Here is a 25,737-nt window from a genome sequence, read left to right as displayed (position 1 = left end):
AACGTGCCGAGGGTGCGAGGGGTGCAAAATTACACGCGTGCCCCCGATGGTGATCGGCTCGAGAAAACGGTCGACGTACAGAGCTCGATTCTGGAACAGCGATTGGCCGTCGCGTTACCACCAGCCCCAGCCGTCGTCGTCATCGTCGTCATTGTCGTCGGGGTCGCCGTCGATCGCAGCGGCGAGGTCGGCACCGACCGCTTCGTCACCCAGGAAGCCCATGTGGCTGCCAACGCTGTCGGTCACGTCGACGTCCGTGTAGCCGTCTGGGTCACAGCCGGCGCCCTCGTTGCCGAGCGCAGTGTCGCCCCAGCCGCCGTAGGCTGCGCCGACCGTCGAGTCGTTCTCGGAGTGGTAGTTGCGGACCTCGCCGGCGTTGTCGATGCCGTCGATCCAGAGGTCCTCACAGAGTTCCGAGCCGTCGGCGGCCGCGCCGAGGGGCGCGACGGTGTCGATCTCGTAACCCGAACTCAGTTTCGTCGCGGCCCAGAGGACACAGCGGCCCCCGAGGGAGTGACCGACGAGGCGGATGTTGCCGCCGCCGTCGTCGTAGAACTCCTCGGCGAGTTCGGCGGCGACCTCACCGACGTCTTCGGTGTCGCTCTCGGCGCCGAAGAAATTGATCGTCGATGCGGGCCACTCGAGGGCGACGGCTTCATCGGGGTCGTACCCGCCGTCCTCTAGCGACCCCAGAACATCGTCAGCCTGACTCGAGACGGTCGAGTCGCCGAACCAGCCGTGGATGAAGACGAACACTTCGTCCGCGACCGGAAGGCTGCCGTCCGCGCTCCACCCGCTGAACCAGCCGCCCTCGTCTATTTCGATAGTTTCGATTTCGTGACTGTAAGCCGATGCCGATCCGGACACCGCGGCCAGCCCCGTCGCTCCGACGACCGTCGCTCCCGTGGCTTTGAGTACGGCTCGTCGGTTCGTGCGCGTCGATTCCCCCGGCAGGTTCCGTTGCTTGTTGTTATCTGCCATGATCCATTCAAACAGTATCGGCTATCGGATTTCATTTTATTCGCTCTGATGTGAACTCCTTTATACGCCCACCGTTTTCAGACGTTAGCTAATTAGAGAATACACTGTACGGGTTTGAAAGCAGTCGGCTCCGGGCCTACAGATGGTTCTCAACTGTCCGTCTTTAGTTTTTTCTGGAATCACCCACGTTCCTTGAGGTCGTGATCCATGCGGTTGTGACTCACAGATCACGTACGTTGGGGTTCACCGACGTCGTGTGCAGACGACGGCCGCTGTCTCCGCCGAGCGGTTTCGGTGCGTTCGCGACGATGTGCTCGAGTCGATCCGTACCGAATCTTCACTGTTATATCGTCCGAGCCGAAATACCGCCCAATGCGCGAGGAGTCGACGGCGTTCGTACCGGGGCACATTACGGGCTTTTTCAGCGCTCATCCAGACGACGATCCGACGAAAGCGGGCTCCCGCGGCGCGGGAGTGACGCTTACCGACGGCGTCGAGGTGACGGTCGAACCGGCCACTGACGACACGTCGACGGTCGTCCTCGACGGCGAGGAGTGCGACGTGGATCCCGTAGAGACGGTTCTCGAGACGCTCGAAGTGAGCGCCCGCGTCGAGGCCGAATCGGAACTCCCGATCGGCTCCGGCTTCGGGGTCTCGGGCGCGATGGCGCTCGGAACCGCCCTCGCGGCGAACCAGGTATTCGAACGCAAGCTCTCGTGGAACGAACTCGTGACCATCGCACACGGGGCCGAGGTACAGGCGGGAACCGGACTGGGAGACGTGGTTGCGCAAGCCCACGGAGGCGTCCCGATCCGCCTGGAACCGGGTGCACCGCAGGTGAACACGCTCGACGCGATTCCGTCTCGAGCGCGCGTAGAGTACGTTTCGTTCGGCGAACTCTCGACGGCGGACGTGCTTTCGGGCGAGACCGAGCGGCTCTCTGCCGCCGGAAAACAGGCGCTCTCGCGGGTCGTCGAGGAACCGACCCTGCTCTCGTTTATGTACGCCTCTCGGCTGTTCGCTCGCGAAGCGGAGCTGTTGACCGAGCAGGTCGCGCGGACGATCGGCGACGTGACGGAAGTCGACGGGCAGGCCTCGATGGCCATGCTCGGCGAGACCGTCTTCGCGCTCGGCACGGGGCTCTCTGATGCCGGCTACGAGCCGGCCGTCTGTGCGACGCACCCGGCGGGTGCGATGCTGAAATAACGGGGTGCGTGTCGAGGCAGTTTGCCTCGCTCGGCGATCGATTCTGTACACTTCGATCGAGCAGGTTGACCCCACGTTCCGAGAGGTCTGTATACGTTCAACAGGCCCCACATATCGAATCTCCGGAGCGGTTCCGCTCTCTTAGAGCCCGAGACGAACATATCAGAACTCGATATTGTGGCCGGAGCTTTATTATGATGGGTTTCAGTTATCCGGTCAAGTTTACGAATGTCCTCAACGACTGAAATTCATCAAAAGCTGTTTCGACTGTACGAACACTACGTCGGTGAGCCCGACTCGAGCAAGGACGTCTACGGCTACTGGATATTCATCGCCGGCTATCTCCTCGGCGCGGCAGGAATATTCACGTTCGTCGTCGGCTACGCCGGGAGCGCGGATTCCTACACGCTCATTCGGATCTCCGGCGTCACGGCGGCGGCGGGGCTTGCGCTCTGTCTGTTCGGGATCGTGCTCATGCTTCCGGTCCGACGGATCGGGATCTACGCGAGCGTGCTCGGACTCCTCATCGCACTCGGCGGCGTCGTCTTCTTCGGGTGGGCCTACCCCTACAACTGGCGAGAGCTCGGGACCGACTACAGCGTCCAAGTCATCTCCGTCTACACCCTCGGAATCGGCCTGATCGCCGGCGTCACGGCCCTCGTCCCCATCCTCACAGGACAGAAAGGGATGTTCGTCGAGGAGGAGGGGGCGACCGACGATCCGGACATTCTGACCGGCGACGCGATGGAGGGCGCGCAGTTCGCCGTCTTCCGCGACGAGAACGGCGACTGGCAGTGGAACGTCCTCCACCTCGAGGCGCTCGCGACGAGCAACGAGAGCGCCGTCACGCGACCCGACGCAACCGATGGCATCGAGCGGGTCCAGTCCCAGATCAGTTCCGCGGGCCTGATGGAGTTGACAACCTCCGCGTTCCGGCTCTACGAGGACCGGGACGGCACCTGGCAGTGGACGCTCGCGCGCGACGACGGCAGCGTCGTCGGCTCGAGCACCGGCGAGTTCGACCAGCGCGACGGCGCCGAGAACTCCGTGAGCTTCCTCAAGGACCGCGGCCCCGACGCCGACGTCATCGAGATCGAGGGCGCGGCGTTCACCTACGAGGAGAAACGCGACCAGTGGTTCTGGCAACTCGTCGACGACGAGCGGAATCCGTTAGCCTCGAGCGACTCCGGCTTCCGAACTCAGGAACGGGCCGAGGAGGCCGCACAGACGTTCGCCGAACGGTTCGACCGCGCACGCCTGCTCGACATCGAGCACGTCGGCGTCGAACTCGTCGAGCGACCGGGCGGCTGGACCTGGCGCTTCGTCGACGACGCCGACGACGTCGTCGCGAGCGCCTCGGACACGTTCGACTCCCGTCGCGACGCCGAAGCGGCTGCCGAAGCACTGCTCCCCGCACTCGAGTCCGCGTCGGTCACCGTGGCCGGCGAACCGACCTACGAACTGTACGAGTCGGGCAGTGACTGGCGCTGGCGGCTCGTCGACGAGACCGAGCACATCGTCGCCCGCAGTCCGACCGACGTCACCGAACAGGCCGACGTCGAATCGAGCGCCGATCAGTTCAGCGACGGAGCCCCCGAGGCCGACGTCGTCGAGATCGACGAGGCGGAGTACGAGGTATACCCGACGGCCAGCGCGTCGCCTTCGGCCGGTCCGGACGACGACCTCCCGGCAACGGTGGACGACGCAGTCGCCCAGACCGACGGCGGTACGACGCTCGAGTACGACGACCAGACCGGCCCCGACTGGAACTGGCGGCTCGTCACCGACGACCGCGAGATCGTCGCCGCGAGCAACGAACCCCACTCGGACGCCGAGACGGCGTCGGAGGCGATCCAGCGGGTTCGGGAACAGGCCAGCGAGGCCGACCTCATCGAGTTCGAACACGCGGCGTTCCAGGTCTACGAGGCTGACTCCGGCGAGTGGCGCTGGCGGCTCATCGACGAGGACGGCAACGTGCTCGCAGACAGCGGCCAGGAACACACCTCGCGGGGCGAGGCCGCCGAGGCGATGATGACGCTGAAAGAGCAGGCTCCCGACGCCGAGTTACTGGAAATCGAGACCGCAGCGTTCGAGCTGTTCGTCAACGAGGACGACGAGTGGGGCTGGCGGCTCATCGACGAGGCCGGGAAGCTCGTCGCGGAGGACCCAGCCACGCACCCGACTCGCGGTGCCGCACGGCAGGCGATGAACCGACTGCTCGAGCACTTAGACTCCGACATTCGGACGATGGATACGGCGATCTTCCAGACATACGCGGCCGAGGACTGGCAGTGGCGGTTCGTGCTGCCCTCGGGCGAGACCGTCGCGGAAGCCGGCGAGGCTCACCCGACCCGGGACGAACTCGTCGACGAACTGGACGACATCCGCCGCTCGGCCGCGGCGGCTCACCAGCACACGATCGGCGACGTTGCGGTCCAGCTGTACGACAGCGGCGGCTGGCACTGGCGACTGCTCGACCGCGACCGCGAAGAGGTCGCCGATTCGACCGTCAGCTACGATACCCGTGACGAGGCGATGGCCGGCGCCGAGAGCCTGAAGGCACACGCCGTCGACGCGCCGATATTCGCGATCGAGGACGTCGCGATTCGGCTGGACGGCAGCGACGGATGGACGTGGGAGCTCATCGACCGCGAGCGCGAGGTCAGTGCGAGTGCGGTCGGTGCCGTCTCCACCAAGGCCGCCGCCATGGGCGCCATCGAGGACGTTCGCCAGCTCGCGCCAATGGCGGGTCGCGTCGACTTCGACGTCGCCTCCTTCGAACTCGTCGCCGACGAGGACGAGCGCTGGCAGTGGCGGCTTATCGACGAGGACGGGCGGACGATCGCGACCGGCTCCGAGAGCCACGACTCGACCGAGGCCGCACGCGCGGCCCTCGAGAACGTCCGCGAACTGATCGAAGAGGCGAGCATCCTCGAGATCGACAGCGTCTCCTTCGAACTGCACACCGACGAAGACGGCGAGGGCTGGGTCTGGCGGCTGGTCGACGAGTACGGCTCGACGATGGCCGAGAGCACCCAGACCTACGAGAGCCGCACCGACGCCCGCGAGGCGATGAACGATGTGAAGGCCCACGCTCCCGACGGCTGGATCACCTTTACCGAGTAGTCGACGTTCCGTTTCGAATCGATCGACGACTGCCGTTCGTTTTTGCGATGTTGCGCGTTTCCGTTCGTTCGAGGTACCGCTCGAGATGCACTGGGACCCGTCGCGGTCGGTAGGACGTCTCCCGATAGCTATCGGGAATTTAAGTCCTACGGGCCGTACTCTCGAGCCATGAAGTCGATGCGCATCGAACTCCGCTACACGTCGGCAGCGATTCCGCCGTTACACAAGGGAATCTGCGAATCGCCCGATATCGATCGAGAGATCATCGTCGGCGGACAGGCTGTCGACGGGGTCGAGACGATCACGTCGTTCGTCTACGGCCAACCCGAGGCCTACGAGGCGCTGTTGTGTGCTCTCGAGACCGTTCTCGAGTACGATATTACTCCCTCCGACGACGGCTTCTTCCTCTATCTTCGTCGAGAACTCGGGCCGGAAGGGCTGTCACTCTTGGACGCGCTCGCACAGGAGACCGTCGTGGTCGTCCCGCCTATCGAGATTCGCTCGGATAGGACGATCCGACTGACCGTCGTCGGCCATCCGTCGGCGCTGACCGCCGTCGTCGAGGAGGTGCCCGACGGAATTGGACTGGACGTTCGCTGGGTCAGCCAGGAGATCGCAGTCGCCGGCGCGGCGGTGTCCGATCGACAGGCAGCCGCACTGCAGGCCGCCTGGGACGTCGGCTTCTACGAAATTCCGCGCGAGGGCGGTATCGAAGCCGTTGCCGAGGAACTCGAGTGTGCCGTCTCGACGGCGTCGGAACTCGTCCGTCGCGGCGAAGCGAACGCCGTGAAGCGAGTTCTCGATAGTGGCCCGTAGGACGGTCACCGATGGTTCTGTTGAGACTCGTAATCGGATCTGTTTCGCGTAAAATACACGTTCACTGCAGGTGCAGAAGTACCTTTTTCCGCCTCGGGATTCCTCATGGTTCGAGAAACCAGAGGTTTATCGTCATCACGAAAGACGCAAAGCGTCTTTCGAACGACTTCGTTCGGAACCTCTCGTCTGCTCACGGGCGCGAAGCGCCCGTTCGCACGGCCCGCGGGACCATAGGTCCCGCGCTGGGCGCAAAAACCCACTAAAAAGGCCGCTCCCGATGGTCACTCCCGGGTACTGCGCTTGTACCCCGACTGCAGCGGTAACGCCTTGCCCGGTACTTATCACAGAGGTTCTAACCTATCACTCCCAGCACGGTTCAACAAAGCCGCGCTGAACTAATCGGATTTGGAAAGCGTCACATCCGTGGACGCGACCGTACTATCACGCGAGCGGAGCGTCACCGTCATCGTCTCGTGCTCGAGCGGGATCCAACTCCAGTGGACATCGATCGTCGCCGAGTCCTCCGAGCCAACGACGGTTTCGTTTTTTGGCGTCATCTTCATCTCTCCACCGTCGAACGAGAGGAGAACCTGCGTCACCGGGAGCGCCGCGGTGGTTCTGTTCTCGACCGTTACGGCGAACGCTTCGACGGCGCGTTGGGTCCCTTCGGTTTCGAGCTCGAGGTCGACCGCCGTAATCTCGACTCTCGGATCCTTCGATTCCGCGCGACGGTCGAACGCGTCGATCTGCTCGGCCGGCTGGTCGCCCTCCTCGTCGGCCGGCGTGAACTTGTGAAAACAGCGCCAGCATCGGAAGTAGTCGTTCTCCGGTCGAAAGAGCGCCCCACCTGTCCGAATCTTCGTCACGAAGAGACTTCCGTCACAACTGGGACAGGACGGACTGATCATACGACTTCGTTACTGTGTAACCCGTATGTACGTTGTGGAGTAGGTAGTGGCTGCAACCTAACGTCACACCGGCGTCTCTCCGCGCCTCGGATTCCATCAGATGGATTTGCTGCTTTCGGACTGGGCCACCAAAACGCATGCCTGCGGCGGGATCGTGAACTACGGCCACAGCGAAGTCGCTCCCCAACTCAAATCCCTCGAGGGCCGTTGCTGCTCACGTGTTGTTCGCAGTAAAAAGCCGGTGGAGAGGATTGTGAACCACGGTCGGAGCACGCTCCTCTCTGATTCAAATCTTCCACGGCTTGCTTTGCTCCTCACGTAACGTTCGTCGCAGAAAGCAAGCCGGTGGAGGGATTTGAACCCTCGACCTAATCCTTACGAAGGATTCGCTCTGCCAGTCTGAGCTACACCGGCGAGGTGCGCGTTAATTTGTAGGGTCGATACCAGCCATAAGGATTGCGAATCGATACGGACGTGTGGAACATTCGCGTGGCTCGGCTTATCGCTCGAGTCGAACGTCCAGACAGACGTTCAACTCGTGTGGCGCGTAGGAACGAACCGTCCGCCGCGTCTCGACGGAAACCTCGTACTCCGGTTCGGCCGCATTCCGAATCGCCCGCTCGCCCGGCCCGAACGGATCGTCCTCGTGTTGGATATCGTAGTAGTGGATCACGCAGTCGTCGCCCGCGAGGGTAACGGCGCTCTCGAGGAACTCGTCGGCGCTGTGGGGCAGGTTCATCACGAGGCGATCGGCCCAGTTTGCGTACTCGTTGGCCACCGTCCGGACATCGTCACAGATCGCCGTCACGCGATCCGCGACGCCGTTCCGGCGCGCGTTCTCGCGCAGGTACTCGATAGCGTCTTCGTTGACGTCCACGCCGACGCACTCCGCGCCGCGTTTCGCGAACGGAATCACGAACGGACCGACGCCGGCGAACATGTCGAGCGCCCGCTCGTCGTCGCTGACCTGTTTTGCGACCCGGTGGCGCTCGGTTGCGAGCCGCGGCGAGAAGTAGACGGCGGCGAGGTCGAGCGCGAACTCGCAGCCGTACTCGCGGTGGACGACCTCCGTGTCCTCGCCGGCGAGGATATCCCAGTCTCGCACCCGCGTCTCGCCTTTCACCTTCGACGCCTTGTTGAGCACCGTCTCGAGGGGGAGATCTGACTCGAGGACGGCGTCGGCGATTTCGCGGGCGCGTTCGTCGTCGTCCTCGTCGAGCAGGGCGGCGCGACCGAGTCGCTCGTAGGACGGCTCCCACCCCAGAATATCGGCCGGCGTCGTCTGCGTCTCGCGCTCCTCGACGGGGCGGGCGACGACCTCGAGGGTGTCCGAAACCGCGTCGGGGTCCGTGATCGGCACGTAGAGACTGCCGTCGGCCACCGAAATCTCGTACTCGTCGTCGATCAGGTCCGCGTCCGCGAGTTCGCGGCGCGTGGCTTCGCCCTCCTCGCGCGGGACGCGGACGCACGGCACTTCCATACCGTGACGAAGCCGGCGGTCCGCCGTAACGGTGACGTTTTCCGGACCGCCGGCCGTGAACAGTTTTCAGGCCTCGTGCCAATCCGTCCGTATGCACAAACTCACGACCGTGGAGACGGTTCACGAGGAGGGCTCGTGGCTGTTTACGGTACGGGATCGACACGGCGAGCGAGAAGAGGTGATCCTCGTTCCCTGCGACGACGGTGTCGAGGCCTGGATCAACCGCTGTACGCACGAGGCTCAGCGGTTCGATACGGGTCGGGGCGTCCCGATGCGCGACGGCCAGCTTATCTGTCCCCGACACGGGTCGCTGTTCGACTCCTGTTCCGGTCACTGTGATAACGGCGAAGCGGCCGACACGACGCTCCCGTCGATTGATATCACGGTCCACACCGATGGCACTGTCTTTCTCACCGACGACGACGCGTCGTTCGTTCACGAGGGCGGGATGGACGACGACGGCGGTCCCGACTCGACGTCACACATCTCGCTCTGACGCCCCACGGTCCGAGAGACGCTTTTGAGGGTGGCCCGTCTGCTCACCGCATGGAACGAAAACGTGTCTCGAGCGACACCGAGTGGGAACCGAAAGTAGGCTACTCTCGAGCAGTCCGCGCCGGTTCGCAGATCCACGTTGCGGGAACGACGGCGACCGACGACGATGGCGAGGTCGTCGCCCCCGGTGATCCGTACCGACAGACGAAACGCGCCCTCGAGATCGTCACGGACGCACTCGAAGAAGCCGGCGGATCGCTCGAGGACGTCGTCCGGACCAGAATTTTCGTCACCGATATCGACGACTGGGAGGCGATCGGGCGGGCCCACGGCGAGGTGTTCGGGGAGATCCGTCCGGCAGCCAGTATGGTCGAGGTTCAGCGGTTGATCGATCCGGACCACCTGGTCGAGATCGAAGCGGTAGCGGTCGTGGACGACGAGTAGCGTCTCGATCCGTCCTGGCTCCGGTAGCCGAACTCCGTGTCACCCGTTGCCGGAATCGTTCTGCGAGGACCTCTCCGCGGTACCGCGGCAGTACAAGTGACGAAATATATACATTCGTTCGTGGTACCGAGCGGTGGCCGGTAGCTCAGCACGGACAGAGCGTTCGGTCTCGTACCGAACGGTCGGGGGTTCGAATCCTCCTCGGCTAGCTCCCCTCGCGGCCCGGACCGCGGCGACCGTCTCGAAAACGTATTCCCACCGCTCGCACTACGGGCCGTCATGCTCACCTTCATCGGTCTCGGCCTTTACGACGAGCACTCGATCACCGTCGAGGGCCAAGAAGCGCTTCGGAACGCCGACCGCGTCTACGCCGAGTTCTACACCAGCGAGCTGATCGGCACGTCCCTCGAGGACCTCGAGTCCCACCACGATATCGAGATCGAGGTTCGGGACCGCACGGGCGTCGAACAGCACCCAGAGGACATTCTCGAGGCCGCCGAGACCGAGGACGTCGCCTTCCTGACCGCGGGGGATACGATGATCTCGACGACCCACGTCGACCTTCGTCTGCGAGCCCACGAGCGCGGCATCGAAACGCGGGTCGTCCACGGCGTGACGGCACAGACGGCCACGAGCGCGCTCACCGGACTCCAGAACTACCGCTTCGGTAAGGCGACGACGCTGCCGTTTCCCTACGCTCACGGCGCGGAGGGACTCCCCGCGAGCGTCTCGAATACGATCGACGACAACCGCGCGGACGGCCTCCACACGGTCGTCTACCTCGATATCAAGGTGGACAACGAGGCCGCGACGAATCGCCTCGAGACGGACGAAACGCTCGAGGAGTACATGACCGCAGACGTCGGGGCCGAACTCCTCGCCGAGGAGTACCCCGATCTCGTCGGCGTCGTCGTCGCCCGCGCGGGCAGTCCGGACCCGCTCGTCGAGGCCGGGACGATGACCGAACTCGCGGAGCGGGAGTTCGGCGATCCGCTACACCTGCTCGTCGTCCCCGGTGACTGCCATCTGCTCGAGGCCGATGCCCTGGTCGAACTCGCCGGAGCCGACCGGGACGCGCTCGATATCAGCTGACGGCGACGTCAGCTGTCCGCGACTCTCGACGCGTCGCTCGAGACCGCCTGCCTATTTACGGTCCGGGCGGGAGGGACGGACACATGAGGCGGAATCGGAGCGACGAACCGGTCGATGCGGACGCGGCGCTCGAGACGGACGCGGCGACCGGGGAGATCGAACTGGACGAGGAGCGGTTCGAGATGCTCCGGGACGAACTCCGGATGACGTTCGACTACCAGGTCGAACGACTCCAGGAGATCGACGCCAAGGCCATCGAGATCCTGAAAGCGAACCTCCTGTTGATCGGGCTCGTCGTCACCGGCGGATCGATCATCGTACAGACCGATCTGAACGTCGTGCCGTTCGTCAACCTCTTTACGATCGCCGGCGGGCTGCTCTTACTGGTTTCGACGGGACTCGCCGGGGTGACGTACACGGCGTCGAACCTTCGGGGCGGTATCGACGCCGACGCCGTCGAGGTCGCGCTCGAGTCGAGTCGAGGCGGTTCCGACCGCGAGGAAGACCGGTTCGAGGTCCGACTTCTCCGGAGTTACGGCCGGTGGATCGAGTACAACGCGCGGGTGACGGCCGTCAACGACATGTTCGCGACGGTCACCGTACTCATGGTGATCGTCGCGTTCGTCTACGTCGTCGCCGGGATCGCAGCGGGAGTGGCCGGCCCGTCGTTGCTCGTCACGGGACTCGCCTTCGTCGCCCTCACGGGGATACTGCTGTGGCTCGCGAGCTTCGCCTACTTCATGGACCACCTCGGTGCGAGCGTCGCCTACGGGACGGGAACGTTCGACGGCGTCAGGATCTCGAAGGGAGTCACCCGAAAGCGCGGCCTGTCGACGCTCCGGACGATGCGTAGCGAGCGGGGGACCGACGAGGACGAAGACGGGCAGTAGCCACGGAGGCCGAACGCGCGACGCGGTGCTTACTGACCGATTACGGTCTCGAGTTCGTCCAGAAAGTCCCCGGGCACTTCGAGGTGGGGCGTATGTCCAGTGTTTCTGAAAACGACCTCGTCGAACTCGCCGCCGGCATCCGCGTACTCCTCGAGAACCGCGCGGGTCTGGTCGACCATCGGCTGCGGTGGGAAGACGTCCTCGCCGGGCCAGCCCGGCACTTCGCCCATCTGCCCGAGCGTGCCGACGTCGAAGAAGGACTCGTTGGAGACGATCTGGTCCGAATCGCCGCGGATCCAGCGTACGGGTGGTTTCTCGTCCGGATCGATCTCGGTGATCTCCGCGAGCGAGCAGTACTTCGGCGAGATAGCGTTGTTTACGCCGGTATCGCCCGGCGCAACACCGGGCCAGTTCTCGCTCGGCGCCGCATTCCCGGGGTAGTTCTCGTCCCCAGTTGCGGTGTCGAGCATCCCCGTCAGGTACGACTCCTCGCGAGCCTCGTCGAACTCGTGGGTCGGGTCGACGTAGAACGTTCGCAGCACCTTCCGCGGCGAGGATTCGCCGCCCTCGCTCCGGTCCCGGTCGGCGAGACCCGCGACGAACTCGTCGTTGCCGAGGCCGCCGCCGGAGCCGGCGTAGTCGTCGAAACACGGCGTTCCGTCCTCGTCTTTCGTCCCGCCGAAGCCGTACGGCGAGAGCGGGTTGATCAGCACGAGTGAGTCGACCATCTCCGGGTTGTCGATCGTGTACCGCATCGCGGCCCCGCCGCCGTTCGACCAGCCGACGAGCGTGATGGGATCCTCGACGTCGAGTTCGTCGAACAGGGCACGGAGGTCGCCGGCGAAATCCCCGAGCCCGTTCGTCGCATCGACGGGTTTCGTCTCCGAATCGCCGTAGCCACGCAGGTCCGGTGCGATCGCGTGATAGCGATCCGGCAGGTCGGCTATCGCGTCCTCGAAAAACCGGGAGGAAGAGACGTTTCCGTGGACGAAGACGACCGTGTCGTCGGTCTCACCGGATTCGGATTCGCCGCCCGACTCGAGGTAGTGCGTCTCGAGTCGGTCGGTGTCGACGGTTCGCGACTGGACGCCGGCGAGGGTGTCGTCTCGGGTCATCACGAACGGCTACCACGCGATCCGTGTTAATTGTCCGTCCGGCAGACTGCGCCGAACTAGATCCGTTCGAGCAGTTCGTACAACTCCTCCTCGGTCGCGTTCCCGTCCCTGATCGCCTCTCGCGGCGCGCGCGGCCACGGTCGCGTTTCGACGGCGTCGATCGCGGCTTCCGGCGAGCAGTCTCGGTCGTGAGCCACCCAGCCGGCGGCGACCACACCCGTGCGACCGAGACCGGCGTTACAGTGGAGCACGACGCGGCCGCCGTCGGCCGTCATCCGCTCGATGAACTCGACGGCACTCCTGAGCCGTTCAATATTGGGAAGGTGGCGGTCTCGAATCGGAACGTGAGCGGTATCGAACGTTTCGCCGTACTCCCCGGGGAGCCCCCATCGAGAGGCTTCGCGTTCCGAGAGGAGACAGAGGACCCCGGAGACGCCGTTGGTCTCGAGAATTTCGGTCCACTCCGCGAGGTCGCCGCCGAGGTGGCCGGGCCGACAGGCTCCGAAGAGCGGCCCGTCGTCGACGATTCGGCCGAAGTTCGCAGAGGTCATCGGCTCGGCTCCACGTATCGCTCCCCGAGAGAATTCGAGCGTACTCGGACGAATCGAACGACAGTCGGTGTCACGGTGAAGATGCGCAGACAGAAGCAGCGATCCCACTTGAATCTGTATCCGATCGAGCCGCAGAAGCGGTACTCGAGCGGAAAACCGCAGTTCGAGCGTTACAGTCGATCGATGACGGCGTTCGTCACGTCCTCGGTCGAAGCGTCGCCGCCCAGATCCGCGGTTCGCGGCCCCTCTTCGAGCGTCGCTTCGACGGCCTCGTGGACCGCCTCGCTCTCCGCGTCGTAGCCGAGGTACTCGAGCAACATCGCGGCGGAGATGATCGTCGCGGCCGGGTTCGCGACGCCCTCGCCGGCGATGTCGGGTGCGGTGCCGTGGACCGGTTCGAACAGCGCGCGGTCGGGACCGACGTTGGCCGAGGGGAGCAAGCCGAGTCCGCCGACGAGGCCGGCGGCGAGGTCCGAGAGGACGTCGCCCGCGAGGTTCGGACAGACGATGACGTCGAACTGTTCGGGGTCGAGACAGACCCGCGTCGCGAAGGCGTCCATCAGCACTTCGTCCGTCTCGACGCCCTCCTCGTCGGCGACCGACTTGATGGTGTCACGGAACAGCCCGTCCGTCTCGCGCATGACGTTCGCCTTGTGGACGATGGAGAAGCCGTCGTGCTCGTCGGCCTCCGAGACGTAGTCGCAAGCGAACTCTGCGAGGTCCCTCGAGGCGGTCTCCGTGACGACGCGGGTGAGCGTCGAGACGTCCTGCGTGAGTCGGTCCTCGAGCCCCGAGTAGACGCCCTCCGTGTTCTCGCGGAGGAAGACGAGATCCGTCTCGGGCCGAACGGCGTCGATCCCCGGATACGCCTTCGCGGGGCGGATGTTGACGAAGGAGTCGACCGCGTCCCGGAGCGGAAGGATGACGTCCGCGGCGGTCTCGCCGGCCGCACCGAACAGCGTCGCGTCGGCCGACGCCGCGAGATCGTACGTTTCCTGCGGGAGTGCTTCGCCGGTCTTCTCGAGGACGGCGTCGCCTGCGTCCGCTTCGGTGAACTCGAAGTCGATGTCGAGCGCCTCGAGGACCTCGACCGCGGCGGGGGTGACTTCCTGCCCGATTCCGTCGCCCGGGATGACGGCGATTTCGTGAGTCATGCTCGACCATCTCGTGGCGGCCGAAAAGAGGGTATCGATACCAACATTGTGAACGAGTCGCGAACGCGTCGATAGCGAGTTCGCGACGAACCCCGAGAGTCGAACGGGCGACCGTCGCGGAGACGAGAGACGCGCTGACGACGTAGGAAGGTTCCTCGATGCGAGCCCCGATCAGGGGCTGCCGACGCCCGTCGAGACCCCGACGGCGTCGGCGATCGCCCGCCGCTTGAGCAGCGCGAATCCGATCGCGACCAGGAGGAAGCCGCCGATCGTCAGCGCGCCGATCGACTCGTCGAGCAGGACGACGCCGGCGACCGTTGCGACGATCGGCACCAGATACCCGATCAGCGCCGCCTCGAACGCGCCGTGTTTCTCGAGGATGGTGAAGTAGATCATGAAGGCGATCGCGGTCGCGAACACGCCGAGGTAGACCACGGCACCGAACGAGGCGGGCTCGATCGCGCCGACGCGTGAGAGCTCGCCGGTGCCGAGGCTCACGAGATGTAAGACGACGGCGCCGACGAGCATCGACCAGCCGACGAGCGGTAGCTGCGGCAACGTTGGACCCGCTCGTTGGACCAAGACGCCGCCGAGTGCGACGCTACAGACCTGCCCGACGACGAGCAAGCGCGCGGCGGTATCGCCGGCCAGCAGATTGCCGGGATCCGGCTGGACGATCAGCCCGACGCCCAGAAACCCGATCGCGGCGCCGACGGCACCGATTGCCGACAGTCGCTCGCCCAGCAGCGGGATCGCCCACAGCGCGGTGACGATCGGCACCAGCCCCTGTAGGATCGCGGCGACGCCGCTGGGGACCGTCTGCTGGCCGATAAAGAGCAATCCGTTGCCGGCGACGAGAAAGATCCCGCCGCCGACGATCGCCGCCAGATCGTTCCGCGCGGTCGGTCGCCACTGATCGACGCGAACGATCGCCGCCGCCAGCAGCAAGATCGCCGCGATATCGTACCGGGCGGCCGCAAAGAGCAGCGGCGGGAGCGACTCGAGTCCGACCGAAATCGCCGGAAAGGAGAGGCCCCAGAGCACCGCCAGCGAGAGGAACAAGGCGACGTCACGGTTCGGGGACATACACTGGCTTTCGGACAGGTGCCGAAATCGATGACGGTGGGCGGCGCGTTCTGCCGCTTCCGGCGTGATAGCAGGGGCCACGGCTCGAGCGAAGTCGCCACTCGACGGCGGAAGACAGGTGGGAAAAACGAACCGCCACCTCGTTCGGTTTCGAGGTCGTCGACTCGAGTCTACTCGGCGTCGGGAATCGCCGCGTCCTCAACGTACGGCAGTTCCTGAGCCTTTTTCCGCACTTCGCCGGCGTTGGACTTCATCAGCGCCGTCGTGTCCCAGACGCCCTCGACGAGCGCCTTGCGCTGGGCGTCGTCGACGGTGACGTCGATCGTCTCGTCGCCGTACGTAACCTGTTCGGCTTCGACGTCGATATCGATCTCGCCGTCGGGGTTCGCGTCGACCCAGTCCTGCAGGGCCTGGATCGTCTCGCTGTCGGCGGTCACGGTCGGAATGCCGAGCGCCAGACAGTTACCCGCGAAAATCTCGGCGAAGCTCTCGCCGATAATCGCATCGATCCCCCAGCGCATCAGGGCCTGGGGCGCGTGCTCTCTCGAGGAGCCACAGCCGAAGTTGCTGTTGACGACCATCACCGAGGAGTCCTGGAACCGTTCCTCGTTGAACGGGTGTTCTTTCTGGTTGTCGTCGTCGTCGAAGCGCAGATCGAAGAACGCGAACTCGCCCAGTCCGTCGAAGGTGACGACCTTCATGAACCGCGCGGGAATGATCTGGTCGGTGTCGATGTCGTTGCCCCGAATCGGGACGGCCGAGCCGGAGACGTAGTTGACTTCCGGGATTTCGACTTCTTCCGCTCCGCTCATGCGGTGGTCACCTCCTTCAATTCGCGCACGTCAGAGACTTCCCCGTTGATCGCCGCCGCAGCGACCATTCCCGGACTCATCAGGACGGTCCGTCCGTCCTTGCTGCCCTGGCGGCCGACGAAGTTCCGGTTCGAGGAGGAGGCACAGGCCTCGTCGCCCTCGAGTTGGTCCTCGTTCATCCCCAGACACATCGAACAGCCGGCGTTTCGCCACTCGAAGCCGGCTTCCTCGAAGATGTCCTTGAGACCCTCTTGCTCGGCGGTCTCCTGGACGCGCTGGCTGCCGGGAACGACGAGGGCGCGGACATCGTCGTGGACCTGCTGGCCCTCGACGAGCGCCGCCGCACGGCGCAGGTCGGGCAGGCGGGCGTTCGTACACGAGCCGAGGAAGGCGACGTCGATCTCGTAGCCCTCCATCGTCTCGCCGGGTTCGACGCGCATGTGTTCCTGGGCGCGTCGAGCCGTGTCTTGCTTGTCCGCGGGCAGCGATTCGGGTTCCGGAATCGGATCAGAGATGCCGATCCCCTGTCCGGGCGTGGTGCCCCAGGTGACGACCGGCTCGAGTTCGGTCGCGTCGATCGTGACGACGTCGTCGTACGCCGCGTCGTCGTCGCTCCGGATCGACTCCCAGTAGGGTTTTAGTTCCTCGAAACGCTCGGGATTGTCCTGGAAGTAGTCCGTCTCTTTCATCCACTCGTAGGTGGTCTCGTCGGGGTTGACGTAGCCCGCGCGAGCGCCGCCTTCGATGGACATGTTACAAATCGACATTCGGCCCTCCATGCCGAGGTTCTCGATGGCCTCGCCGGCGTACTCGTAGACGTAGCCGACGCCGCCTTCGGTACCGAGTCGGCGGATGATCTCGAGGACGATGTCCTTCGCTTCGACGCCCTCGCCGAGTTCGCCGTCGACCTGGATCTTGCGGACCTTCTGTTTCTCCATCGCGACGGTGCCCGTCGCGAGCACGTCACGGATCTGGCTGGTACCGATCCCGAACGCGAGCGCGCCGAAGGCGCCGTGAGTCGAGGTGTGGGAGTCCCCACAGACGATCGTCTTGCCGGGCTGGGTGAGCCCCTGCTCCGGACCGATGACGTGAACGATCCCCTGATCGCCCGTCGTCGGGTCCGAGAAGTCGATGCCCGCGTCGCGGACGTTCCGCTCGAGTTCGCTCATCATCTCCTCGGCCGCGTCCTCCTCGTACGGACGGGACTGGTCGGCCGTCGGCACGATGTGGTCGACCGTCGCGTGGGTCAGCTTCGGATACGCGACCTCGAGGTCGCGCTCGCGGAGCATCCCGAACGCCTGCGGGCTCGTGACCTCGTGGATGAGGTGAAGGCCGACGAACAGCTGATCCTGCCCGGTTGGCAGGCGGGTTACTTTGTGTCGATCCCAGACCTTGTCGTACAGCGTTCCCTCGCTCATTCTGTGTCCTCTGGGGTGGGTTTACGACCGCGCTCGAAGACGCGGTTCGCGTCGTCGGCGTCCTGTGGCGGCGTGTGTTCGACGTCCGCCATCGTCTCCGGTTCCTCGTCCGTGCGTCCGTTCGGATCGGTTGCCGACGGCTCTTCACCGTCGGTCCCCCCGTCGGTGACGACGGTCGGGCCGCGGCTGAACAGCCGTCCAGCCGTCTCCCCGGTGTAGGGATTCTTGTGGCTGACGTCGGCCATCGTGTCTGTGTTCTCGTTCTGTCTCATGGGTTCTGAATCGTGTGCTATCTCAGTCGTCCGCCTGCACGCGGACGGAGTCGTCTTCTTCGTCTTCCGTGTCCTCTTCTTCCGCCCACGCGAACAGGTCGCGCAGTCGGGCGCCGACCTCCTCGATCTCGTGGTTCTTCTCGGCCTGGCGAAGCTGGGTGTAGCTCGGTCGGCCGGCCTGGTTCTCGAGGATCCACTCGCGCGTGAACTCGCCGTTCTGGATCTCCTCGAGCGTCTCCTCCATGTTCTCGCGAACGTGCTCGTCGACGATGCGGTCGCCGCGGGAGAGACCGCCGTACTCCGCCGTATCGGAGACGGAATCCCACATCTCGGCGTGGCCGCCCTCGTACATCAGGTCGACGATCAGTTTGAGCTCGTTCAGACACTCGAAGTAGGCGATCTCCGGCGAGTAGCCCGCGTCGACGAGCGTCTCGTAGCCGTGTTTGACCAGCGAGGTGACGCCGCCACAGAGGACGGCCTGCTCGCCGAAGAGGTCGGACTCGACTTCCTCCTGGAACGTCGTCTCGATGACGCCGGCGCGAGTACAGCCGATCGCCTTCGCGTACGCGAGGGCGCGCTCTTCCGCGTCGCCCGTCGTGTCCTGATAGACCGCCAGCAGGCCCGGCGTCCCCTCGTCGTTCTCGTAGTTCCGGCGCACGAGGTGGCCCGGGCTCTTCGGGGCGACCATCGAGACGTCGACGCCCTCCGGGGGCTCGATCTGGCCGTAGTGGATGTTCAGGCCGTGGGCGAACTGCAGGGTGTCGCCCGCCTCGAGGTTCGGCTCGATCGCGTTCTCGTAGACCGACGCCTGGACGGTGTCGGGGACGAGCACGGAGATGTAGCCCGCCTGTTTGGCCGCTTCGTCGGGCGTCGCGACCGTCAGCCCGTCCGCTTCGGCGGCGTCGCGCGAGGCCGATCCCTCGCGGAGACCGACGATCACGTCGACTCCACTCTCGTGGAGGTTCAGCGCGTGGGCGTGACCCTGGCTCCCGTAGCCCAGTACGGCCACGGTCTCGTCGTCGAGCGTCGATACGTCTGCGTCGTCGTCGTAGTAAATCTCGGTGGTGAATTCGTCAGTCATCGTCAGCTGTCTGTGTGTAGGTTCCGTCTTGGTTCGCCCCGTCGGCGGCCGATTCGGTCGCGCTCACGGGCGCGGCTGTGTCCTCGGTGCCGCGAGCGAGCGCCGTCGTGCCGGTTCGGGAGATCTCTCGAACGCCGAACTGGCCGAACGTCTCGATCGCGGCTTCGATCTTCTGGCGGGAGCCCGTGATCTCGAACGTCGCCGTCTCCGGACTCGAGTCGACGGTCGTCGCGTCGTACATGTCCGCGACGGCGTTGACCTGTGCGGGCTCGTCGGCGGTGACTTTGACCAGCGCCAGCTCCCGGCGCATCGCGTCGGGCTCGAGCTCTCGCACCGAGATTACCGGCACGAGCTTCCGAAGCTGTTTCTTGATCTGGTCGATGCCGGGATCGGGTTCTTCGACGACGACCGTGATCCGCGCGCGCTCGTCGTCTTCCGTCGGCCCGACGGTCAGACTCTCGATGTTGAACTGCCGCCTCGAGAACAGTCCCGAGACGTCCGAGAGCACGCCGGGCTCGTGGGTGACCAGCGCCGAGATAACCGTTCGGCGCGGCTCGTGTTTCGCTTCGACCTCCGGATCGATCCGGATCCCCTGCTTGTTGCGCCGACCGTCGGGGGTCGGTCGCTCCTCCGGGGCGGGGCCGTCCAGCCCTCGTTTCACGCGAACCACCTCGTGGTTCGTGTGAAGACGAGAGAGCTTGCTCTTTCGGAATTCATAGGTGATCATCCTCCAGTGCGAACTGGCCGTTGTCGCCGCCGGACGGCACCATCGGGTAAACGTTCGCCTGCGGGTCGATGTGGACGTCGATGACCGAGGGACCGTCGTAGTCGAGCGCCTCCTCGATCGTGTCCGCGACGTCGTCGTACTCGTCGATGCGGAAGCCGGCTGCGCCGAACGCTTCGGCGAGCTTGTCGAACTCCGGCATCCAGTTGTAGTTCGACGCGGAGTGACGGCCCTCGAAGAAGGCGTCCTGCCACTGTCGAACCATCCCGATGTACTCGTTGTTGAGCACGGCGACCGTGATGTCCAGGTTCTCGCGAACCGCAACTGAGAGCCCCTGCAGCGTCATCAGGAACGAGCCGTCGCCGTCGATACAGACGACGTCCTGGTCGTCGTCGGCGGCGAGTCGCGCGCCGATAGCGGCCGGCAGGCCGTACCCCATCGTCCCGAGACCGTGACTCGAGACCCACGTGCGGGGCTCGGTGTAGGTCCAGTACTGGCAGGCCCACATCTGGTGTTGGCCGACGCCGGTGGTGACGATGGTGTCGTCGGCGGTGGCTTCGTCTAACGCCTCGACGACGAACTCCGGCTGGACCGGTCTGTCCTCGGGCGCGTCGTAGGCCATCGAGTAATCGGACTTCCACTGCTGGCACTGCACGCGCCACTTCTTGGCCGCCGGCGAGGTCTCGACGGCCTCGCTCAGCTGGCCGACGACGGTTTCGGCGTCGCCGACCAGTGGATAGTCCGCGTGGATGTTCTTGCTGATCTCCGCGGGATCGATGTCGACGTGGATGACCTCCGCGTCGGGCGCGAAGGTCTCGATGCCGCCGGTCAGCCGGTCGTCGAATCGGGTCCCGATCGCCAGCATGGTGTCACAGTGGGTGATCGCCATGTTGGCGTAACCCGTCCCGTGCATGCCGGCCATCTCCATCGAGAGCTCGTGATCCTCGGGGAAGGATCCGATGCCGGGCATCGTCGTGATGACCGGAATCTCGTGTTCGATGGCGAACTCGCGGCAGGCCTCGCTGGCCTCGCCCTTGATGACGCCGCCGCCGAGCAGCATGACCGGACGGTCGGCGTTTTCAATTCGCTCGGCGGCATCCGCGACGATCTCCGAGTCGGCTCGCTCCTGGACGTGGTAGGTGTCGGGCGTCTTCGGCGCGTCGGGTTCGCGGTCCGTCTCGGCTTTCGTCACGTCTTTCGGCAGGTCGACCAGCGTCGGTCCGGGTCGTCCTTCGCGGGCGAGCGCGAACGCCTCGCTGACGTCGCTGCCGACGCGGTCCGGATCCGACGAGAAGGTGTTATCCTTCGTGACCGGCGTCGTGACGCCCGTCGTGTCGGTCTCCTGGAACGCGTCGTTGCCGACGAACTCCGTCGGCACCTGGCCCGTGAGCGCGACCATCGGATCCGAGTCCATGTCGGCGTCCGCGATGCCGGTCACGAGGTTCGTCGCGCCCGGCCCAGAGGTCGCCAGACAGACGCCCGGCTCGCCGGAAACGATGCCGTAGGCGTCCGCCGCGTGGGATGCCCCCTGTTCGTGGGCCATCGTCACGTGGGTGATATCCGAATCGTACAGGGCGTCGTAGACGGGCATGATCGCTCCGCCCTGGACGCCGAAAGCGTACTCGACGCCGGCGTTCTCTAGCGCGCGGACGACGGATTCCGCTCCCGTCGTGACCGGCGTAGGGGCCGACGTCGTATCGGCGTCCTCGTCGACCTCGGTGGCCGCGTCCGGCGCCGCGCTGTCGGTGATCTGGTCGTCCGCTTCTTCCTCCGAGTCCGCTGGGGTTATTTTTGCTGCACGTTCGCTCATCGATTGCCTCCCGCCGCCGTGCGGCGATCCGTTGTGCGTGCGCTGGGTGTATGGTATGCTGTCATCTGCTGGGTTACGTGTCGCTCTGAAAACGATGCGACGAATTCCGGTCCGGAGCTACGAGGTACTAGAGATGGGGCGAGAGCGCCCCTACAATACGAATCGAAGCGAACGCGCTGCCGTCGGCTGCGTGCGTGCGAGCCGACTGCGAAGCGCGGACCGTCATTACTGTTACCGTAGGTTGCTCGAGGCTCATAATGGTTGCGAGTCTCACGGCTCTTGCAATTTTTGCGCGAGCCGTGAACCGCGAACGTTCGACCGCTCGAGCGCGACAGCAAAGGCTCGCGGCCGGTGGCAAACGTGGCGGACATCCCTCAGACGCGCACCTCCTCTTCCTCCTGTTGCCCGCGTTCGACGCCGGCCTCTTCGGCGAAGCGCTCTAAGTCGTCGACCGTGACGCGGCGCTTCTCCGCGCCGTAGTCTTTGACGCGGCGGGTGACCGCTCTGACCTGGTCTTCCGACGGGTCGAATCCGCGCTCGACCAGTCGCTCGCGGACCGAGTGGGTGCCGGTGTGTTTGCCCATGACGAGCTTTCGCGTGGCACCGACCATCTCCGGCGTCATCACGCCGGGTTCGAAGGTATCGGAGTTTTCGATGACGCCGGCGGCGTGGATCCCGCTCTCGTGGGAGAAGGCGTTGTCGCCGACGATCGGCTTGTTGCCCGGCGTCTCCATCTGGCTTTTCTCCTCGACGATCTCGGAGAGTTCGGTGATTCGCGTCGTGTCGATCCCCGTATCGGTCTGGTAGAGCGACTCGACGGCCATCACGTACTCCTCGTAGGCGGCGTTACCGGCCCGCTCGCCGATGGAGTTGACCGAGACCTGGGCCTGATCCGCGCCCGCTTCGATGCCGGCCAGCGCGTTGGCGGTGGCCAGCCCGAAGTCGTCGTGCGTGTGGACGTCGATCCGCGCGTCGGTGTGGGCACAGACCTTCTCGATCATGGCCTTGAACCGCGTCGGCGTGGCGACGCCACACGTGTCCGGAATGTTGATCCAGTCGACTCCCGCGTCCGTGACCGCTTCGATCACGTCCATCAGGAACGCCTCGTCGGTTCGCGTCGCGTCCATCGGCGAGAACATGCAGGTGGTCCCCGTTTCGACGACGCGTTCGACCGAGTCGACTGCGCGCTGTACAACTTCGTCCCTGGTCGCGTGCATCGAATCCTCGATCTGGACGTCGCTGGTGCTGACGAACGTGTGCACCATTTCGACACCGGAGTCCAGTGCGGCTTCGATGTCCCCATCGACGACGCGAGCTAACCCGCAGGTCGTCGTCTGGGTCGATGACGCGATATCACGAACGGCCTCGAACTCGGCGTCCGAGTTGACCGGGAACCCTGCCTCGATGACGTGGGTGCCCATATCGTCCAAGATGGACGCGATCTGCCGTTTATCGTCGTAGGAGAACGAAGTTCCGGGCGACTGTTCGCCGTCCCGGAGGGTCGTATCGAAAACACGTGCTGACTCTATTTCGTCAGTGGAATCTAACGTGCCCTGGAAGAACTCGACCCCCCTGACTGGTGTCAGAGGACGGGTTGTCTGGTGAAGACATTGTATCTGAACCCGAGGTGCGACGTCGTATATAAACTTGACGCTGTGAGAGGCGATCACTGCTGTGAGACAGTCACACAATCAGCCGTCTAGACCGAAAAACCGCACGACATCAACGACCTAATACAGAGTCATGCTCCTAGTATCATACTGTTTTTCGTTTCGAAAACGAACCGTTCATCGTCCGATTCGAGCCAGAACGTCGCCCGGATCACCATCTCAATGCTGGCGCGCGCACCTCAGTGGACGTGTGGGCACAAAGTTGCGGCAAATGTGGCACTCGAGAACAGATTCTCACGAATAATGGGGATCGACCGTCCGTTCGTCCACCGCAGGAGCCGTCTGGACGCCGATCGAACGGGGATGTGGAGCCGCCGAGCGGTACTCGAGCTCGCTCACTCGAGGGCCTCCCGACGCGACTCGTACTCCTCGACGTATCGGGCCTCACACGACGGGCAGCAGAACGTCTTCACCTCGCCGGCGACGGTCCGCGTGACGCCGTCGCCGGTAATCTGCTTGTCACAGACGACGCACTCGAGCGAGAAGCCCGCCGCCGAGAGGCCGGCGACGCGATCCGAGCGCGCGAGCAGCGTGACGTCGTACCCCGAGAGCCACGCGAGGTCGAGTTCGGTCTCGAGCCACGAGCGCGCGGTCGCGTCGGGTACCGTCGCTCGGACGATGACGCGGCCGTCCATCGCCTCGGAAACGGAGTCGACACCCGGGAGTTCCGTCGCGGCCGCGTAGACGTCGTCGACGGCGTCGGGCTTCGCCTCGAGTTCGACCAGCACGGGCACCTCGCCGCGCAGTTTCTCCCGATCGACGTCGATCGTAAACCCCTGGACGATGCCCTGCTCCTCGAGTCGCGAGATCCGGTCCGAGACGGCCGGTGGCGTGAGGTCGACCTGCTCGGCGATCTCCTTGTACGGTCGACGGGCGTTCTCGAGGAGGAGGTCGAGAATCTCGAGGTCCGTGTCGTCGAGTTCGCGCATGATTCGACGTTCGGCCGGCGTGGGCAAGAGTGTACGGAGTCGATCATTCGGGAGTATCGAACTGAAGCGTGATCGGAAGTGTCGGGAGCGAGTTTCTTCTCACGCTGGCGGCGGGGAATTTCCACGTCCTCCCCAGCCGATTTCTCTTCACGGGCGCTTTGCGCCCGTGAGGATGGTTTGCGGAACACGGTGTTCCGCGCTAACGTTCATTCCGTTCAGTCATTCATTCATCCACCGGAAGGCGCAAAGCGCCTTCCGAGCAGTCGCTCATGGTATTTGCTCACGGGCCGTGCGCGGCGCGACGCACCGCGAACTCGAGGCGGTGCAACCGCCTCGTAGCGCCCGTTCGCATAGTCTGCGGGACCTCCGGTCCCGCACTACTCGCGACGACCTCGCACAACGTTGAGTCCGGTTCGCTATTCACTCACCGCGACACGGCGCGCGCCACCGCAGGTGGGTTGACCGGTCGGCGAATACCGCAGTGACAGGCACGCGCGGGTGTGAGTACTTAGGACCCCCGCGTGGTAGCCACCTCGGCATGACAACCGACGAGATTACGGACCTCCTGACGGAGGCCTATATCGACGAACTCGAGACCGTGATGAACTACCTGACCAACGCCATCGTCCTCGACGGGGTTCACGCCGAGGAGGTCAAAGCGAGCCTCGAGGAGGACGTCCAGGAGGAACTCGGACACGCGCAGATGCTCGGCGAGCGGCTGAAACAACTCGACGAATCGCCGCCGGGGTCGGAAGCCTTCGAGGCCAACCAGCACAGCCTCCAGCCGCCCGAGGACACGACCGACGTCCAGTCGGTCATCGAGGGCGTTCTCGAGGCCGAAGACGACGCGATGGAGACCTACCGCGCGCTCCATAAGGCCGCTTCGGACGCGAACGACCCCGTCACCGAGGACGTCGCGGTGACGATCCTCGCCGACGAGGAAGCCCACCACACGGAGTTTCGCGGGTTCCACAAGGAGTTCCCGCAGAACTGATCGTCGCGCGGACGAATTCGGGAGTCGTTCCGCGAGCGAACGGAGTGAGCGAGCGGCCGAGGGGGTGACGCTGTGCTTTTGATCAACCTTTTACGCTGCGCTCACTCGCTTCGCTCGTTCGCTCGGTAAAAGGTTGGAGGCGAACGTTTTTCTCATCCCGGTTCGACCCACCCGGTATGAGCGATTTCGACCTCGACTTACGGACCGTCGAGGAGCACATCGACGAAGAGCTCGACATCGAGGGCAGCATCATCCTCGGCATGCTCGATGGAACGACGCCGCCCGAGGAGTGGCTCGAGGCGATCTCGAAGGGGAACGTGCTCGTCCTCAACGTCGAGGGCGACGTGAACGAACTGGCGTCGGGCTTCGCCCGCGACATCAAGGAGTCGGGCGGGAATCTCGTCCACTTCCGCGGCTTCCTGCTCGTAACGCCGCCGGGCGTAGACGTGAGCACGGATCGACTCTAGCACCCTCTAAACTACGTGCGGTGGCGCGCGCTGTCGATCACGACCGAGCGACCGCGAGGTTCGAGCGGAGTGAGAACCTCGGAAAGCGAACGGTGAACGGAATGAACCGTGAGCGACAGCGAGGGCTGATCGACGATATTGCGCGAGGTCTTCGCGAGTGTAACGAGCGACGGCTTGGAAGTTGCGACGCGTCTTCCAGGGGATGAGTGTGCGAGT

24 protein-coding genes and 2 tRNA genes are annotated in these 25,737 nt (G+C 64.7%); 10 read left to right on the top strand and 16 right to left on the bottom strand.

What is annotated here, in order from left to right:
* Positions 1–114: 114 nt before the first annotated feature.
* On the bottom strand, positions 115–981 hold the full coding sequence (locus BLT08_RS02400) for a lipase family protein (protein ID WP_090303185.1): 867 nt from the start codon (positions 979–981) through the stop codon (positions 115–117).
* Between the two features lie 372 nt (positions 982–1,353).
* Between BLT08_RS02400 and BLT08_RS02395 the strand changes: the two genes are divergently transcribed.
* From BLT08_RS02395 to BLT08_RS02385, 3 genes are all read left to right on the top strand, one after another.
* A complete protein-coding gene (locus BLT08_RS02395; RefSeq protein ID WP_090303184.1) occupies positions 1,354–2,187 on the top strand; it encodes a pantoate kinase in 834 nt (277 codons plus the stop codon).
* A gap of 228 nt (positions 2,188–2,415) precedes the next feature.
* Positions 2,416–5,313 (top strand): DUF1508 domain-containing protein, encoded by a 2,898-nt coding sequence (locus tag BLT08_RS02390; protein ID WP_090303183.1) that lies wholly within the window; start codon positions 2,416–2,418, stop codon positions 5,311–5,313.
* Positions 5,314–5,481: 168 nt separating this feature from the next.
* Entirely contained in the window at positions 5,482–6,129 is a 648-nt protein-coding gene (locus tag BLT08_RS02385; protein ID WP_090303182.1) for a helix-turn-helix domain-containing protein, read from the top strand.
* Between the two features lie 395 nt (positions 6,130–6,524).
* Here the strand turns inward: BLT08_RS02385 and BLT08_RS02380 are convergent, their stop codons facing one another.
* The 3 genes from BLT08_RS02380 to BLT08_RS02370 form a co-directional block, all read right to left on the bottom strand.
* Positions 6,525–7,037, bottom strand: coding sequence for a hypothetical protein (locus BLT08_RS02380; protein ID WP_090303181.1), 513 nt, complete (start codon positions 7,035–7,037; stop codon positions 6,525–6,527).
* Between the two features lie 340 nt (positions 7,038–7,377).
* Positions 7,378–7,451: transfer RNA gene (locus BLT08_RS02375), tRNA-Thr, on the bottom strand.
* Positions 7,452–7,536: 85 nt separating this feature from the next.
* Entirely contained in the window at positions 7,537–8,517 is a 981-nt protein-coding gene (locus BLT08_RS02370) for a class I SAM-dependent methyltransferase (RefSeq protein WP_090303180.1), read from the bottom strand.
* A 91-nt stretch (positions 8,518–8,608) separates the two neighbouring features.
* Here BLT08_RS02370 and BLT08_RS02365 point away from each other — a divergent pair, with 91 nt between their 5' ends.
* The 5 genes from BLT08_RS02365 to BLT08_RS02345 all read left to right on the top strand — a co-directional run bounded on the left by BLT08_RS02365 (position 8,609) and on the right by BLT08_RS02345 (position 11,438).
* The gene (locus tag BLT08_RS02365; protein ID WP_090303179.1) at positions 8,609–9,013 is read left to right on the top strand and encodes a Rieske (2Fe-2S) protein; all 405 of its coding nucleotides are present in this window, start codon (positions 8,609–8,611) and stop codon (positions 9,011–9,013) included.
* A 50-nt stretch (positions 9,014–9,063) separates the two neighbouring features.
* On the top strand, positions 9,064–9,456 hold the full coding sequence (locus tag BLT08_RS02360; protein ID WP_090303178.1) for a RidA family protein: 393 nt from the start codon (positions 9,064–9,066) through the stop codon (positions 9,454–9,456).
* A 134-nt stretch (positions 9,457–9,590) separates the two neighbouring features.
* Positions 9,591–9,665 (top strand) — tRNA-Arg (locus tag BLT08_RS02355).
* A 70-nt stretch (positions 9,666–9,735) separates the two neighbouring features.
* Positions 9,736–10,548 (top strand): diphthine synthase, encoded by an 813-nt coding sequence (gene dph5, locus BLT08_RS02350; RefSeq protein ID WP_090303177.1) that lies wholly within the window; start codon positions 9,736–9,738, stop codon positions 10,546–10,548.
* 182 nt (positions 10,549–10,730) lie between these two features.
* Entirely contained in the window at positions 10,731–11,438 is a 708-nt protein-coding gene (locus BLT08_RS02345; RefSeq protein ID WP_394328191.1) for a hypothetical protein, read from the top strand.
* 29 nt (positions 11,439–11,467) lie between these two features.
* On the opposite strand, the gene BLT08_RS02340 is transcribed toward BLT08_RS02345, so the two are convergent.
* From BLT08_RS02340 to BLT08_RS02285, 12 genes are all read right to left on the bottom strand, one after another.
* Positions 11,468–12,553, bottom strand: a complete 1,086-nt coding sequence (locus BLT08_RS02340; RefSeq protein ID WP_090303176.1) for an alpha/beta fold hydrolase — start codon at positions 12,551–12,553, stop codon at positions 11,468–11,470.
* 56 nt (positions 12,554–12,609) lie between these two features.
* Positions 12,610–13,104, bottom strand: coding sequence for a protein-tyrosine phosphatase family protein (locus BLT08_RS02335; protein WP_090303175.1), 495 nt, complete (start codon positions 13,102–13,104; stop codon positions 12,610–12,612).
* A 170-nt stretch (positions 13,105–13,274) separates the two neighbouring features.
* Positions 13,275–14,258: an isocitrate/isopropylmalate dehydrogenase family protein gene (locus BLT08_RS02330; RefSeq protein WP_090303174.1), complete on the bottom strand. Its 984-nt coding sequence runs from the start codon at positions 14,256–14,258 to the stop codon at positions 13,275–13,277.
* 171 nt (positions 14,259–14,429) lie between these two features.
* On the bottom strand, positions 14,430–15,344 hold the full coding sequence (locus BLT08_RS02325; RefSeq protein ID WP_090303173.1) for a DMT family transporter: 915 nt from the start codon (positions 15,342–15,344) through the stop codon (positions 14,430–14,432).
* A gap of 170 nt (positions 15,345–15,514) precedes the next feature.
* Entirely contained in the window at positions 15,515–16,156 is a 642-nt protein-coding gene (gene leuD / locus BLT08_RS02320) for a 3-isopropylmalate dehydratase small subunit (RefSeq protein ID WP_090303172.1), read from the bottom strand.
* The gene (gene leuC, locus BLT08_RS02315) at positions 16,153–17,574 is read right to left on the bottom strand and encodes a 3-isopropylmalate dehydratase large subunit (protein ID WP_090303171.1); all 1,422 of its coding nucleotides are present in this window, start codon (positions 17,572–17,574) and stop codon (positions 16,153–16,155) included. The genes leuD and leuC overlap by 4 nt, the downstream gene beginning before the upstream one ends.
* A complete protein-coding gene (locus tag BLT08_RS02310; protein ID WP_090303170.1) occupies positions 17,571–17,846 on the bottom strand; it encodes a DUF7989 family protein in 276 nt (91 codons plus the stop codon). The genes leuC and BLT08_RS02310 overlap by 4 nt, the downstream gene beginning before the upstream one ends.
* A gap of 22 nt (positions 17,847–17,868) precedes the next feature.
* Entirely contained in the window at positions 17,869–18,927 is a 1,059-nt protein-coding gene (ilvC, locus tag BLT08_RS02305; protein ID WP_090303169.1) for a ketol-acid reductoisomerase, read from the bottom strand.
* The gene (gene ilvN, locus BLT08_RS02300) at positions 18,920–19,588 is read right to left on the bottom strand and encodes an acetolactate synthase small subunit (RefSeq protein WP_090303910.1); all 669 of its coding nucleotides are present in this window, start codon (positions 19,586–19,588) and stop codon (positions 18,920–18,922) included. The genes ilvC and ilvN overlap by 8 nt, the downstream gene beginning before the upstream one ends.
* A 52-nt stretch (positions 19,589–19,640) precedes the next feature.
* Entirely contained in the window at positions 19,641–21,461 is a 1,821-nt protein-coding gene (gene ilvB, locus BLT08_RS02295; protein WP_090303168.1) for a biosynthetic-type acetolactate synthase large subunit, read from the bottom strand.
* A 374-nt stretch (positions 21,462–21,835) separates the two neighbouring features.
* Positions 21,836–23,077, bottom strand: a complete 1,242-nt coding sequence (locus BLT08_RS02290; protein WP_449406630.1) for a LeuA family protein — start codon at positions 23,075–23,077, stop codon at positions 21,836–21,838.
* A 389-nt stretch (positions 23,078–23,466) separates the two neighbouring features.
* A complete protein-coding gene (locus BLT08_RS02285; RefSeq protein ID WP_090303167.1) occupies positions 23,467–24,060 on the bottom strand; it encodes an Lrp/AsnC family transcriptional regulator in 594 nt (197 codons plus the stop codon).
* A 538-nt stretch (positions 24,061–24,598) separates the two neighbouring features.
* Here BLT08_RS02285 and BLT08_RS02280 point away from each other — a divergent pair.
* Both BLT08_RS02280 and BLT08_RS02275 read left to right on the top strand, forming a co-directional pair.
* Positions 24,599–25,054, top strand: a complete 456-nt coding sequence (locus tag BLT08_RS02280) for a ferritin-like domain-containing protein (RefSeq protein ID WP_090303166.1) — start codon at positions 24,599–24,601, stop codon at positions 25,052–25,054.
* 176 nt (positions 25,055–25,230) lie between these two features.
* Positions 25,231–25,521: a DUF5779 family protein gene (locus BLT08_RS02275; protein WP_090303165.1), complete on the top strand. Its 291-nt coding sequence runs from the start codon at positions 25,231–25,233 to the stop codon at positions 25,519–25,521.
* Positions 25,522–25,737: the final 216 nt, after the last annotated feature.

This window comes from Natronorubrum texcoconense, from assembly GCF_900100335.1.
Classification (GTDB): Archaea; Halobacteriota; Halobacteria; order Halobacteriales; family Natrialbaceae; genus Natronorubrum; species Natronorubrum texcoconense.
Note: the sequence above shows the minus strand (reverse complement) of the source record. Positions and strands in the feature narration are given on the sequence as shown.